Below are 14,913 nucleotides of genomic sequence, written 5' to 3'. Positions count from 1 at the left end.
CTTTCCCCCTAAATATTTCTAATCCTAGAGTATTATAACCTTACATTTTCCAATAGGGAACAGTTTTTTAACTTTATTATCAAATTATTATTTCACATGAAATTAACATTTTTATTAAATAAAAAACCTTTAAATTAGACTTCAAAACAGCAAGTCTAATTTAAAGGATACGTTTTATTTTTATTGAAGATGCCCTTTTCTTTCAAAATAGGCATGTAGACGATAACGGGATATATCTCTAGTCCATTCATAAACAATTTCATTTTCTAAAGAGGTCAAAGGCAGATTGATTTGAAAAACTTCTCCATCAAAACTAACTAATCCATCCTTCGCACTCCCGCTCCACTTCGTCATCGGCATCCGCGCAATCAAATCAGCAATTGCCTTCTCATTGTACTCCCGCAGTCTCTTGCCTTGTTCATCACTAAAATCCGTATTTAAACGGTAATCTTTCTCCGTCAGGTATTGATGGAAAAACGGAGCAGCTTCCTGCGGCGTAATCGGTTCCAGCCAACGATCAGCACCTTTTGACAGCATATAACTAAGAACTACCATCTTATAACTCTTCGTCATTCCCGTTCTTTCCACTTCCATCAACCAGTCTTTATGCTTCAGCCAGACTTCCTGCTCCACTTCATCCAATTCACCCGCATAGGCGAGCAGACCGAACCAGCTCTTGAATTCCTGCTTTACAATTTTAGAATCGGTATTCGCATGCAAATGGAATTCCAAATAAGTCGGCCTTCTGCCAAATTCCCGCTTCAGTTCTCTATAAGCCATAACGACCATTTCTTTTCGCGGTGCCCGCTTTTTGTTCAGCTCTTTCAACAGGTCGATTACCTGAATATCCAAATTGAATTCGCATGCTACTGGAACAAGTGGTTCTATTGGATTACTCGCACCAGCTTTCCTGGTTTTATCGAATACCGAAAGTTTCAGATCGGCATTTCGGTAATTTCCGATGAAATCGATGACGACACAATGTGACTTGCCATCGGCGATTCGGAGTCCTCGTCCGATTTGCTGCGTATAAACCGTCAGCGACTCCGTTGGCCGAATAAACAGCAGCGTATCGACTTTAGGAATGTCAACGCCTTCATTGAATAAATCGACAGTAAAAATAACTTCCAACTCGCCAGAATTCAGTTTCGCTCTGGCAGCTTTCCGCTGATCCGGCGGAGAACCACCGTGCAGCGCTATCGCCCGAACTCCGTTTTTTCTGTAAAACTCACTCATATAGACCGCTTGTCTGACAGATGAACAAAAAACAATCGTCCTCGTTTGCTTATGCTCTTTCCAGGCCGTTAAAATCTTTCCGGCGAAATCTTCCTGGAGCTGAGCCTGCATCAGTTCTTCCTCGTCATATCTCGTACCTAACCAGCGGATAGCCGAATAATCAGTGTCATCATAGACACCATAATACTGGAACGGCGAAAGCCAATTCCGCTCGATGGCATCGAGGAAGTGAATCGAAATCGCCACATTGCCATCGCATAACGCATAGACATCTTTATTGTCCATCCGGTCTGGCGTTGCGGTTATCCCCAGCAGAAACTTCGGATCGAAATGATCCAGCAGCCGTTCATAAGTCGGTGCTGCCGCATGATGAAATTCATCCACCACAATCAAATCGAATGTATCCGGTTTAAATCGGTCCAGATGGTACTGACTTCCTAATGTATAAATAGAAGCAAAAATAAAATCTGCATCTGTCTTTTTTTCAGAGGCATTGTAAAAAGCACTTGTTCTGTTCGGATGAACATGCTGAAACGACTGCTTCGCCTGGAACAGGATTTCTTCCCGGTGCGCCACAAATAATACCCTCTTAAACTTCTCGGCGAAGAAAGCGGCGAGATATGTTTTGCCGAGTCCTGTCGCCAAAACGACCATCGCCCGGCTATAGTCTTCGGCCATTGCATTTTCCAGCGCTTCAAGCGCTTCCTGCTGAGCGGGTCTTGGAGAAATTTCAGTTGTGTAAGCCGCTGGCGGATCTTCTATCTCCTGTGGTTGCGCCGGACCAACTGTCATTTCCACTTCCTCTGCTTCGGACCATACCGGGCTGATTGGTCTTTGAAGGTTTGCTTTTCTATGTAAGTCTGTATATTCTTCAAGCGTTTCTCGATTCAGCGGAATTGTCTGTTCACCATAAAAATAGTAATGGAACTGCTCCACTGCTTCTTCGAAAACTTCATTGTCCACTGAAGTCGGCGCGATCAGGTTCCATTCTACTCCGCGCGTCAGCGCTGAAGCGGATAGATTTGAAGATCCGACGATCAAGTGAGAATTTTCGATGCCGCGGAACAAATACGATTTCGGATGAAATGAAACTCCGCCGCTTTTCCAAAGCCGCACTTCAGCTTCTGGCAATTGCTCTAATAGCATTTCCAATGCGCCAGGTTGAGTAACAAATAAATAATCTCCAATCAACAATTTAATCGGCACTTTCCGCGCAGCGGCTTCCTGAAGAAACGGAAGAATTAACCTGATTCCTGATTTCATGGCAAAAGCCGTAATCCAATGGATCTCCTTTGCTTCTTTTGAAAGTTTCTCCAAATGTCCGACAAGCTCAGAAGTAACCAATTCCAGCTTAGTCATCTTCAACCTCGATCAGGAAAATTCTTTTCTCAAAACCGCCGCGTTTTTCAGCTTTTGCCCGCCGTACTTCTTCCAGCTGTTCAAGTGTTGCCCCATGGATTGTCGCAGCGGCATGGATCAGTTCAAGAATGTCAGCCAGTTCTTCTACTGCTTCTTCGTTGGTTTCTGCTTCTTGGTACTCTTTGAGTTCTTCATTCAATTTCTTTTTTAGTTCGATCAAGTAATCTTCTTTCGTTAAAATTCGAGTTGAGAATTGTTTATTTGTTTTTTCAATTACTTGAGGGATATTGTCTCGGACGAGTTTGTTGTAGATTGACATTTTATGATTCCTTTCTTCAAGCATTATTTTGATAAATCCAATCTATACTTTCATACTATTCATTATAACTCTTTCTCACTTTTCAAAATGTTAAATTATTCAAGAATTCACTTTCCATTAATGTACACTTTTACGAACGCTTTGAAAAGGGCTGAAAATGGCCAAAAAAAGCGTTCGTAAACGTATCAAATGACTTTACGAACGTTCGCCGATTTGCATACACTTTTACGAACGCTTTTCAGGTATAATGAGAGAAAAGAATCGTTTACCGAGGTGAATTATGAAACATCGCAAATTTGGCTACATACGTGTCAGCAGCAAAGACCAAAATGAAGGTCGTCAGTTAGAAGCCATGAGAAAAATCGGCATCAAAGAACGAGACATTTATTTGGACAAACAAAGTGGCAAAAACTTTGAACGAACGGACTATCAATTACTAAAACGGATGATTCGAAAAGGAGACATTTTGTACATCCACTCTTTGGACCGGTTTGGCCGGAACAAAGAAGAGATCCTCCTGGAATGGAATGACCTCACGAAAAATATCGAAGCTGATATTGTGGTGCTAGATATGCCGTTATTGGATACGACCCAATACAAAGACAGTATGGGGACATTCATTGCAGATTTGGTTTTGCAGATTCTTTCGTGGATGGCGGAAGAGGAAAGAGAGCGCATCCGGAAACGGCAGCGCGAAGGAATCGACTTGGCTCTACAAAATGGCATTCAGTTCGGCAGGACGCCTGTTCTTGTTTCAGATGAATTTAAAGAGGTTTATAGAAAATGGAAAGCTAGAGAACTTACAGCAGTAGAAGCCATGCAAGAAGCCGGAGTCAAGAAGACCACTTTTTATAAATTGGTAAAAGCACTCGAAGAAGAGACGGCTAACATATTATAATAGAAGAAACTCAAAATAGAACTGGAGAGATTGAGGAAAATCATCTCTAGTTCTATTTTTTTGTGCATACAATTTCAAGGGCTAAATACCATCATTTTAACCAAAGGATTCGTTATTTAATAAGAATCTAATTCGAAACTGTATACTTCCTCTTTACAATTGACACAATATCCTTTTCCGTTGGTTAATGGCACTGGGCAGCCACATTCACAACGTCCAAGTACATTATCAGATTGAACTAATGGAACAAATCGATTTCCACAGTACTTACATTTTTTCATGTAGCTATTATTTTCCTTCTCACATTTAGAACATTTCAACTTTTAATCTCCCTTCATTCTGTACACTTCACTTTTTCAACTTTTTATAATGAAGCTACTTTTCACCTTCAAATCCTTTTTCAATGATTTTTGGTAGACCATAAGAAAATCTTTAATGGGTACTTTTAAAATCTCTTCACGGTTTTCGGTAAATTCAACATTCGCATTTTTTAAAACGTCTCTTAGTAATTGCACAGAAACCGTCCAGTTTTCTAAATAATAATTCTCTTCTAGCCATTTTAGAATAATCGGTCTCCAAACATGATTTGAGGACAAGATATAACTAGCGCCCTCTATTCGTGTTGTTGTCATTCTTTCCAGAAACTCTTTATATTTCTTTTCAGGAACATGTGAGGCTAAGTTTTGGACTTTTCCTCTATTCAGTTCATAAAAATATTGGCGAAAACGAGCATCCAATTCTTTTTCCTGTGGACTCATGGCAGTGGATACTGAAGTTGCTTGAGATAAGGATACAGATGACTGGATCTGCGGAATAGGTTCTTGCAGTTCTTCTACCTTCTCTACCACTACTGGGGTGACTGCAGCTTGTTTCTCATCTTCTCTAATTCTTTGAAGAAGTTCCTTTTGTTGCGCTTGCTCTTCAAGAATCCATTTCTCCCTTTCCCTTTTTCTCTCCACAGCTTCCAAGACGCTCTCTTTGAACGTCTTCCGGAAAGAAAGCTCTTGTTCCGGATCCCTTAGCATGAATGCCTCGTTCTCGATATGAAGTGCTTGGCTAAATGGAACTCTTGAGGTTTCGCCAATCAGAAAGCCTCTATAGATTTCATCTTTTGCGTCATCAATAAAGCGAAAGACACGAATATAGTTTTTATCTTCGATCTGAGAAATGTAGTAAATGCTTTTCATGTCTATTTTCCGTTTTGAACTCAGGGCTGAAGTAGTATAACCCATTACATCAAACAGCTCTTCTCTGTCAGTATAGGTAGCAATCTCATTCTTCCAGGCATGATCCTCTTTGCTGATATGTGAACTCAACCATTCAATTTCCCACATCAGAATACTGCTCTTCACCGTTTCAGCTGCAAAGTTCGCTTTATCAATCAACCAAAGTGGTATTAAGCCATTTTCCTTGAAGTATTGATGCCGTGCTCTGAAGTTCCGACTATATTCCAAGCTTTCATGTTCTGTCATATCTGTTAATACCGTAATCGCCCATTCTTTGCTGCCTATTTGGACATATAAATCCGGAAAGTGTTTCTTAAATCGTGGTACACGATAACCTTCATTAATCTCAACTAAATCTCTTCCGGCTGCTGCTGCTGTGTCTAATTCATCCTTTATCATACTGACCAGTACCGGATGCCGAAAAGATTCTCGTTGAATTTGTTTTTTATACTGGTGATACGCACGTTCAACTTGCTTAGATTCTAAGCAAGCCAAGTTTGAAGGATGAGCAAAATAGGTTCCCCTGTCATCCCCTGACCTGACTCGCAGAGATACTTGGCAGTATGGACAAATATATAAGTTCTTTTTTGCGAGTTGCTTTAATTGATCGATGGTATAAAGCTCTTTTAATGAATCAATAAATTCCTCTGTATTATCCCCTTTGTTTATAGCAAAATTCATCTTTTCTCCTTCTCTACTTTTTCTTTCAGTAAATTCTTAGTTGCTCCATATTTAGTGTACCTTAAATTACCAAAAAATTTCGACTACATAATTTCAAGTTCCGAATTGAAACACAGAATAATTGCTAGGTGTGTTGTCTTTTCGAAAATCAGCTTGATTCCTTCCTTTTATATTCGTCCACGTTTACCATGCTCTTTGCTTGGTCGTATCAGTGCGTTGGAGACTGACTGATCGCGTCCAATCGTTAGACTAAAATCAAAAGCGAGACAGTGTTATACTTTAAATGGAAGAAAAGCTGTTTTTAATCTAACCTTACGTTTCTTGAATTGTCGAAAGTACTTTTTATAAAACATTTTTAGAAAGAAGGGAATCACATGAAAAGTAAAATGAACCAGCTTTTTGAAGACCAAAGAAATACGCATGTGCTATACGCGTACAGCGGTATGGAAAACTACATCAAACAGATAGTAGATTTTATAGAAGATGGTATTTCAGTTGGCGACCATATCCTTGTCGTCGAAAATGACCGTCTTGTTCCGATAATCCAGCAAGAACTACATGCAAGGCTTTCAACACAAGAAATGGAGTTTGTTCACTTTGTCAACAGCTTTCATTTCTATTGGTCAAGCGGAAGCTATCATCCGCCTGCAATCCATGAGTACTTTACTAAAATGGTGCAACCTTACTTGGAAAGCGAACAGCCTTTTCGGTCATGGGCTCATGTGGAATGGGCCAGTATGACAGAGCCGCTGCACCTCATAGAAGACTTCGAAAAAATAGTGGACGATGCTGTGAACCAATTATTTTTCCCATTGATCTGTGCCTATGAACGAAAGCAGATGCCAGATCATCTTAAAACAATGTTGATGGAAACGCATCCTTATGTGCTGCTGGAAGACAATTTCGTTGTTTCCGATCAATACCAGCCAGCCAATATAGCAAAATGACAAGGATTAAGGAATTTCCTAATCCTTTTTTAATCGCTCTAGTGGCTCATTTTTCAGTTGCGGCACACACAAAATAAAGCTCAACAGTAGTGCAGAACATTTCTTAAAGGCAGATGTATAACTACCGGTAGTTATATAAATGAGTGGAAACCTTGGTTATAAAATCGGAAAGGATTGGTGAAAAACCCCTGCTGCCCTTCCGATTTTGAATTTCTTTACTTCATGGCGATTCTGCTTCTACAAATACTTGTCTATGGTTGTTTCAGATACTGTGAGATAATGTTGAACTAATGTTTCAAGCGATTTATGACCTGTTTGTTGCGCTATAGTCGGTAAATCTGCGCCTGCTGCATGCATGAACACCACTTGGCTTTTTCTAAAATTGTATCCGGTAAGCCCTGTCCATCGCTGCAGAGCTTTGCAATAACCTATTTCAGTAATAGCAGTACTTTCATAGCGTCCATTTTTATAGACTCTCCCTACGAAGTAATCTTCAGATTTAAGGCCGTATTTGCATATATAAAGATCGATTGCATTGATGACGTCTTGCGTGAGCCGTTTCGTATGCCATCTTTTTTGCTTCTTCAAATAAACATAGACTGACTTGTTTTTCAGATCAAAATCCCGTATTTTTAAACGGACCATTTCATTGGGTCTGTTGGCTGTTACTAGATTAACTAAACAAATCGCCTTTGCTCTTACCGGAAGATTATTAAGAATACTCATCAATTCTTTTTTATCAATGGCTGACTTTCCTCGAACCTGAATCAAGTGCGCGTATTGATCTTCAAGATACATTTTCCTCATCGCTGAAAGCTCATATGCAACTCTAACCTCTCCTTTGAATTCTATTCTATAAATGACATTTAAGTACTTTTTAATAGCTGCCAACCGTCGTTCCCACGTCGTTTTTTTAATCTTGTAATCGGTCAAAGAGATATATAAATAATCAAGCATAGCCTCAGTTCCAACCATTTGATTCGTGCTGCAGCAATATTCCTTGTACCTACGGATACCCCCTTCATACTGGCTTGGAATCTTCTCCATCTTTTGTTCAAGATGAATTCTTCTGTTGTGGTAACGTTTCTGGGTCTCTAGGGCATCTTGGTGAACTACTAATTCAAAATCCGACATTCTTCATCCTCCTCATTTCTTTTCAAAATTATTGTGAGACAACATTTATGATAGTTTGAATTTGAAAAGAGTTATGAGGCAACACAAAAGAGGCAGAGAAGAAAATTGAAATCTTCTTCTCTGCCTCTTATAAACCATCGTTTTTGAGAGTTAGTATAACTTAAAAATTAAACATTAAAAAAGCTTAAACTAGTACTGTTATTATATTAATTTATACAAATCTCTTGAGTACTACATATTAATTTTAAATTAATGACAGTGCTTAATGGTAGTGTGCCTTTTAAATAGAGAATAAGGATTTAAACAGAAGTTGTAAATCAACCTCATACAACCCTAAAATATCTGGTTGTTGCATTTAAGCACTCGTTAACTGAAAAAATTAATCATTATGATGTAGCTTAAAAGCTTCCATCTATTCTGTAGACCAATATATCATCTTTTCTAACGTTTTCTTCAAATAACCAGGTATCTCCATCGAAATTTTTACGAAAAACTTCATTGTTTCGGCTCGGTTAAATGAATATTCGGATGGTTAGGAATTTCAAAAAGGCGAGCTCCAGTCCTAACTCCGAAATCTTTCTTCATCCGGGGAGATGCTGCTAAAACGACACTTCCCCTTCTCTCTAAATTCCCGACAACGCAAATAACTTCTTTCATCGCATTTTGGTCGGCATCAACTGCTGCTGCGCAGCTTGCATTAAACCTACTCATATCAATACAAGCGATTATTTGTTTGGGCAATTTTGTGATCTTCATTTAAATCCGCCTCCCAAAAGAACGTTCGTTCTTATAATATACCATCAATTACCTCCAATAATTAGTAGTTACAAAATATCAGGTTGAAAAGCGAAAGAATTTTCGATTTATCCAAAACATGTTTTGATAACAAATAAATACCTTTATTTAGGTATAAATTATGTATAATTACATATTTTGAACAAGATTATTCTGTTAGATTTAAATTATACAAAAGAAAGGAGGACAACAAATGAAGAGTACAGTTGGAAAAATATTAACGGTTTTTACCTTTTCTCTACTTTTTTCTATTTCAATGGAGGCGGCTGGAAACGGATCTGGAACAGCAGGAGCAGAGAACGGTTCATCGACTACTTATTTAGCATATGATAACCCTTCTGACATTAAATTGCCTTTTGAGTTTTAAAATTTTATACTGCTAGATAAACTGATTTTTCTTCTTCTAAAATCTGCTTATACAGCGTAAGGTTGAGCATTTCAAAAACAAATTGAGATTTTTTGAAAATTGGTGCGATTTCTTCAAACGAATAAGTTAATTCTTCCATGAGTGAAGCCTTTAAATAATATAGTTGGCCCAGCATCGATATATCTCGTAGCTTAATGGATAAATCGATTCCTGCATCAGCTTGTTTGAGGGCAAGCAATACATCCCGTTTAATGTAAAGTAGTTTTCCGTAGTTGAATAGAATTTTAATTTTTAGCATTTCTGAATCTTTAGTGCTGATATCATCAATTAAAATCTCTTCATAAATAATCATACTTTCATTATACCGGCGATTTTCAGCCAAGATATTAGCGATTGAATTTTTTATTTGGTGGTTTAATAGTATATCCATACCTACAATGTCTTTTCTTAACAAGAGAAACAATTCAGTTAAACAATAATCGGTACTAATCTTATTTAGGCAATAACCAGCTACGAATTTTTGCCATAAGAGATATTTTTCAATTTCAGGATGTGAAGCCCGGCCATTCTTAACAAGCCATTCAATATAATCGTAAAGCATTTGATAGTCTTTATTCCTTGATAATGTTGTCACTCTTTCTTGAATTTCATTTTTCTCTTCCACTTCTTCGTGGGCCAAAACTTCAAAAAAGAAAGTGATTGGTAGTTTTAGCTTGTTAGCCAGTGCATATAACACATCTATACTTGGAAAAAAATCTCCCGCTTCAATTCTACTTATTTCTGACTGATTGCAAATTCCCGCAGCCAACTGATTCTGTGTCAATTTCTTCATTTTTCGACGTCTCTTTAACTCAGTACCTAGCCTTTTTTTATCAAGCATTTTTAGCACCTTCCTTTAGTAAAATTAAAAAAATATAACTAATCGATTCACACGAATAGACATGACTAAACCCTCTTCATCTAACGTTACCGTTTATTGAAAAGGGTGAAGTAAAAGAAACATTTTATTATTCTGCACTAACGTGGTTTATAATTTCCCTTCTCTCAGCCATTCTATGATCTTAAAAGTTTGATATACAGCAACTAAAAAAGTTAAAAAGATAGACACTATAATAATGGAGAAAGTCGGTCTATCTATATTAGAAGGCAAAATGTAGAGGCCTATCGCAAGAGCGATAGATATGCAATAAATGAATGCGTTTGATAAGAACCAGTACGCTCTGAGATAAGAGTTTTTCATAATAATCCTCCTAAATTGATTTAATTTTACTTTAATGTAATTTTAAGTATTTAGAAAGCTTTTTCTGAAAAATCTAATTAATTTTTAGTTGAAGAAAGGTTTTTTTAAAAAAATTCAAGGAAGTGATTAAATGAAGATTATATCTTCTATATTGTCCATCTTATTGATCTTTACTTTAGTAGCCCCTAATATGGCATTCGCAAACAAGGAAAACTTAGAAAAAGAGCATACAACTGTTGAATCCTATGAAATTGAAACATTAGCAGATGATTTGAACGATGACTATATTTATGAAAATACAGGTACAAAAAAGGTTCAAGCCATCACGACCATTATCGAAAAACCGAATAAAGTAGAGTCGGAAATTACTTCCATTCAAGATTTTTACGACCTTGAAGGAAACTTCCTGAAATCAGTAGTATTAGTCGAAAAGTTTTCCAATAACTATAAAACAGGCGAAGCCACCTACAAACAAAAAGAAAAAGAATATAAAACTCCTCAAATTTTAAGTAAACAAGTTTTTAACACTCCTGCAGATGAAAAGTTCAAAGAAGAAGCCCTGACAACTGATAAAATAGAAAAAATTAAGTCTGGACTGTCAGCAAAGTCGCAAGAAAAGGGCTTTAAAGAAAAAGAAGAAAAAATTAAAGGACTAACATTTGAAGATATAGTAACAATCAAAGAGTATGTAGCGGAACAATATGAAGCTGGAACTGCTTCAACAACTGATTCCGATTCCGCTGAAGCTCAAGGATTACGCCCGGATGTTAAAGATTATGAATCCACTTTAAAACTTGAAGAACCAACGTACTCAGCCCTTTATGTCGAGAGAAACGGCGCTTTTGATACCTATTACAATCACGATACAACAACAGGGAAGTTCACGGCGCAAGCTTTAAGTGCTACTCCTCGTAAGTATGTCAAAACTACCGGTACAACGCTTGGAAATACAAAAAATGCCGGAACACTTGCTAAGTTCAAAAACGCAACAACCAACTGGAAATATTACGTAGAACAGAAAATGAGATATAATGCTTTCCCAGAAGTTGCTGGTTGGGTTAGCGCTTTAATGGGCCTAGGAGTTTTAGTGGCCGGTTTTGGAGTGGGTCCAGCAGGTTGGGTATCCATCGTTCTTAACTCAGCTAGTGCTTTCAGTGTTTTTCTCGGATTTACTTCTTCATATTACGCAACCGCTTCACGTCTGGATATGAGCAGAGTAGGAGCTCAATATAATCAAAATGCTCGAAACTTAATGTATTATACAAATTGGAGCGGGGTTAGTAGAGTTTTAGTTTGGGGTTATTAATGGCTTTGAGTATTCATTTAATAATTTCCTAGAGACATAAGGAATGTTTTGGAAATAAGAAATAAAAACATACTAAGATTAGTGAACTGAATCCAATTTATTGGATAATTAAATAAAAGTACCCTCCAGCTAAGTTGCGATAAGATGACACCGGTATTGTGCCGGCGTCATCTTTTTAAATTTCATTGCTTGCGTGTTCCATTTCTAATCAGAAAAAGAGTCTTAAAATTTAAAAAGAACTAAACCTTAATAATAAACATTTAATAAAAGTCGTTTTTTTTAGTTTAATTCAAAAGATTATACTCTTAGTACAGACAATCCTCTATTATCATAATCTATGTTTAATATAAAATATTTTTTAAAGAAGATATACTTTATTTTGAATTATAATAAGTTCTTATTTTTAGTAAGCTTTATATACAAAACCCAGCAAACTAATTGCTGGGTCAATTTATATTATCTATACAAGTAAAGGAGTAAAAACAGAATCCACTTTACTCCTCACTCCCAATATAATAAAACAACTTACTCTCCACACTATTCTCCAGCATCAAATTCATATGCACGACTGGAATCGTCTTGTCATTCTTATCTTGCATGGTTGATTGCTCAATTGCATTTTGATCCGGCACCGCTTTCCCCAGATAATAAAAGTCTCCACCTTCATCGTTATCCTTCTTGATAAAGAGATGCAGATCGATATTATTTTTCTCGGCATTAATAATCGTTTGGACTTCCGGCGACTGCAGCGTGCGGTTGCTGCGAGTCGACCATTTGAAAATTTCCTGATTGATAAATTCTTCGTTATAGGCGACGCTCGATTCGACTTCGTCGTTTTTGTGGTAAGTGACGAAGATCGGACATGAGCCGTGTTTCGTTTTATAGCCGTACATGGTAGAGCTTTCATCGTTATGCCAATTTAATAAGCGACAAGCGTCTTTTCGCGTGTATTTCTTATACAATGTCATCGGTTCTTCGCATGTATATTGCTTATTTAATTCGAAAGAACTCGCAATAAGATCCAAAACCATTCCTGTGAAAACAAGATTCGACTCCAAGCGATTTTTCAGTTGCTCATGGAATCTGAAATTAGTTTCTCCGTCTGTTACGACTAAAGGTTTTTCTCCATATTTCTTCTGTGAACCAATATTATAGAAACTTAAATCCAAAATCCGTTTCACAGATGCAATGGTTTCATTGTCTATATAACAATCATTCTCTTTTAAGCATTCTTTATATTCTTCTAGAGAAACAACAGGCTGCTTCATCAATAAATCGAGCAATAAAATTTCGTGCTTCCTCTTGCCGTTTAGGATTTCCAATGACAGCATCGTAATCACTTGTTCCTCGTAAGCTGAGAGCATTAGGTCTATTTCTTTTAGCTTTAATAAGAAACGATAGTAATTAGGGTATTTCTGCACAATCACTAATGGATCAATCGAGTTGTGATGAATAAAATCCTGCAATTGCGGAACATGGCCAATTCGATTTTTCAGTTCGATATAAGCATCTCGCAATAATTTCATATCCGTTAAATTGCTGCGTTTGATCGCGCTGAAGACGCGGTTTTTCGCAATCATTTCAAAGTTCACCGTTGAAATCCCTTTAATATAGCTTGTATCTTTCATATGACGGCGGATATTATCTTTGTTCTGCGAGCGGTCACCGGACAATGCTACAGGAATGAGGTAATTGTTCTTGTAGTTCCCAATAAAGTCGATGATTGTTACAAATTCTTTCGAATTATGCTTGCGCAAACCTCGGCCGAGTTGCTGTATGAAGATAATGCTCGATTGCGTCTGGCGTAGCATGACTACTTGGTTAACGCTCGGAATATCAATTCCTTCATTGAATATATCGACTGTTAAAATATAATCGAGCTGCTCACTCTCGAGTAGTTCCACTTGGCGCAGCCGCTCTTCTTGTGAATGATCGCCCGTTAACGCTGTTGTGCGCAACCCTCTTTTATTGAACTCCATCGAAAGCTGTAGGGCTTCCTCTTTCCGGCTGCAAAACATCAGCCCGCGAACTTTTTCGCCAGAATAACCATAATACAAAATTTTATCGAGAATATGATCGACGCGTTCGTTCGTTACTAGTTTCGCAAAAGCCGTCGCTTCGTCGATCATGCCTTCTTCGTATTCCACATCCGTCACGCCGTAATAATGGAACGGACACAGCATGTCTTCTTCCATTGCTTCCTGCAGACGGATTTCATACGCGATATTATAATCAAACAGCTCGTAAATATTGAAATCGTCCGTTCGTTCTGGTGTCGCCGTCATGCCCATTAAAAATTTCGGCTTGAAATGTTCAATTACTTTTAAGTAGGATTTCGCTCCAGCTTTATGCACTTCATCGATTAAAATATAATCGAAAGCTTCCGGATCTAGTTGCTGCAGCGTTGAGTGTTTTGAAATGGTTTGAATGGTCGCAAACAAGTAGCGGGCATCTGTTTGTCGACTCGAACCGGAAAGAATACCAAAATCTTTTTCCATACCGCCTAAGATCCGCATGAAATCCGATTTGGCTTTTTGCAAAATTTGTTCTCTATGTACGATAAATAACATGCGTTTTGGCGCAACGGTTCTCACATCAAATGCTGACAAATAAGTTTTACCTGTTCCTGTTGCTGAGACAACTAAGCCTTTATCATGTCCCGCTTCGCGCACTGCTTGAATTTCTCGCAACGCTACTTGCTGCATTTTATTGGGTTTCACTTCGAGCGCTTCTTGAATCGGATTCTTTTGATACGCTTCTGGAAGTTCTGCTACTTTACTTGCTTCTCTTCTAAAATCCGTTGGCACATATGTCTTTTCATATTCTTCAATCCACCCAGGAGTTAACGCTTCGGATTCCGCCCATACTTCTTCGAATTGATCCTTGAAATGATGAACTAAATCACCATTTTCATGCGAACTGAGCTTCACGTTCCATTCGTAATTCACTTTTAATGCTTGGGCCGTCAAATTTGAACTCCCGACGATCAATGTTTGATGCGTCTTATGCGAAAAGATATAGCCTTTTGAATGGAAGCCTTTCATTCCCGACAAACGCACTTCCACATTCGTTAACTTCAATAGTTCTTTAAAAACTTTGGGTTGATTGAAATTCAAAAAAGTCGAAGTCAGAATCCGCCCTTTAATGCCTTTCTGATGCAAATCCAGAAAATGCGATTTGAGCGTAGCCAAACCACTTTCCGTGATAAATGCCACCGAAAAGATAAATGACTCGCAGTGGTCGAGTTCTTCTACAAGCGAATTCAACACATGCTCATTCGTCTTGGCATTATTGATCAAAAGCGTCGGCTTGTAGCGCTCGCTGCTGGATTTGTTGTGATCAATAAAACCTTTATATAGGGAATCCTCTAAGTTCTGCAAAAAATTCATGGTTCTCCCGCCCATC

The 14,913-nt window shown here is 37.9% G+C and carries 11 protein-coding genes; 4 read left to right on the top strand and 7 right to left on the bottom strand.

From position 1 onward, the window contains the following. Window positions 1-180: 180 nt before the first annotated feature. Together IQ294_RS09145 and IQ294_RS09140 are read right to left on the bottom strand one after the other, a co-directional pair. A complete protein-coding gene (locus IQ294_RS09145) occupies window positions 181-2,595 on the bottom strand; it encodes a DEAD/DEAH box helicase family protein (protein ID WP_203333727.1) in 2,415 nt (804 codons plus the stop codon). Then, window positions 2,588-2,914, bottom strand: a complete 327-nt coding sequence (locus IQ294_RS09140; protein ID WP_203333726.1) for a nucleoside triphosphate pyrophosphohydrolase — start codon at window positions 2,912-2,914, stop codon at window positions 2,588-2,590. The genes IQ294_RS09145 and IQ294_RS09140 overlap by 8 nt, the downstream gene beginning before the upstream one ends. Before the next feature lie 280 nt (window positions 2,915-3,194). Between IQ294_RS09140 and IQ294_RS09135 the strand changes: the two genes are divergently transcribed. Then, window positions 3,195-3,812 (top strand): recombinase family protein, encoded by a 618-nt coding sequence (locus IQ294_RS09135; RefSeq protein WP_203333725.1) that lies wholly within the window; start codon window positions 3,195-3,197, stop codon window positions 3,810-3,812. A 356-nt stretch (window positions 3,813-4,168) separates the two neighbouring features. On the opposite strand, the gene IQ294_RS09130 is transcribed toward IQ294_RS09135, so the two are convergent. Beyond that, on the bottom strand, window positions 4,169-5,719 hold the full coding sequence (locus IQ294_RS09130; RefSeq protein WP_203333724.1) for a competence protein CoiA family protein: 1,551 nt from the start codon (window positions 5,717-5,719) through the stop codon (window positions 4,169-4,171). Window positions 5,720-6,093: 374 nt separating this feature from the next. On the opposite strand from IQ294_RS09130, the gene IQ294_RS09125 reads away from it, so the two are divergent. Next, window positions 6,094-6,666 carry an MEDS domain-containing protein gene (locus tag IQ294_RS09125; protein WP_203333723.1) on the top strand — a complete coding sequence of 191 codons (573 nt, stop codon included), beginning with the start codon at window positions 6,094-6,096 and terminating at the stop codon, window positions 6,664-6,666. 237 nt (window positions 6,667-6,903) lie between these two features. On the opposite strand, the gene IQ294_RS09120 is transcribed toward IQ294_RS09125, so the two are convergent. Then, complete coding sequence (locus IQ294_RS09120; RefSeq protein WP_203333722.1) at window positions 6,904-7,800, bottom strand: tyrosine-type recombinase/integrase; 897 nt, start codon at window positions 7,798-7,800, stop codon at window positions 6,904-6,906. Between the two features lie 495 nt (window positions 7,801-8,295). Next, window positions 8,296-8,556, bottom strand: a complete 261-nt coding sequence (locus IQ294_RS09115; protein ID WP_203333721.1) for a Y-family DNA polymerase — start codon at window positions 8,554-8,556, stop codon at window positions 8,296-8,298. Between the two features lie 232 nt (window positions 8,557-8,788). Between IQ294_RS09115 and IQ294_RS09110 the strand changes: the two genes are divergently transcribed. Continuing rightward, window positions 8,789-8,962, top strand: coding sequence for a hypothetical protein (locus IQ294_RS09110; protein WP_203333720.1), 174 nt, complete (start codon window positions 8,789-8,791; stop codon window positions 8,960-8,962). Window positions 8,963-8,966: 4 nt separating this feature from the next. On the opposite strand, the gene IQ294_RS09105 is transcribed toward IQ294_RS09110, so the two are convergent. Then, on the bottom strand, window positions 8,967-9,842 hold the full coding sequence (locus IQ294_RS09105; protein ID WP_255536227.1) for a helix-turn-helix domain-containing protein: 876 nt from the start codon (window positions 9,840-9,842) through the stop codon (window positions 8,967-8,969). Window positions 9,843-10,332: 490 nt separating this feature from the next. On the opposite strand from IQ294_RS09105, the gene IQ294_RS09100 reads away from it, so the two are divergent. After that, window positions 10,333-11,508, top strand: a complete 1,176-nt coding sequence (locus IQ294_RS09100; protein ID WP_203333718.1) for a hypothetical protein — start codon at window positions 10,333-10,335, stop codon at window positions 11,506-11,508. A 494-nt stretch (window positions 11,509-12,002) separates the two neighbouring features. Here the strand turns inward: IQ294_RS09100 and IQ294_RS09095 are convergent, their stop codons facing one another. Continuing rightward, window positions 12,003-14,897 carry a DEAD/DEAH box helicase gene (locus IQ294_RS09095; RefSeq protein WP_203333717.1) on the bottom strand — a complete coding sequence of 965 codons (2,895 nt, stop codon included), beginning with the start codon at window positions 14,895-14,897 and terminating at the stop codon, window positions 12,003-12,005. Window positions 14,898-14,913: the final 16 nt, after the last annotated feature.

Origin of the sequence: Planococcus beigongshangi (assembly GCF_016820495.1) — a bacterium.
GTDB classification, from domain to species: Bacteria; Bacillota; Bacilli; order Bacillales_A; family Planococcaceae; genus Planococcus; species Planococcus beigongshangi.
Note: the sequence above shows the minus strand (reverse complement) of the source record. Positions and strands in the feature narration are given on the sequence as shown.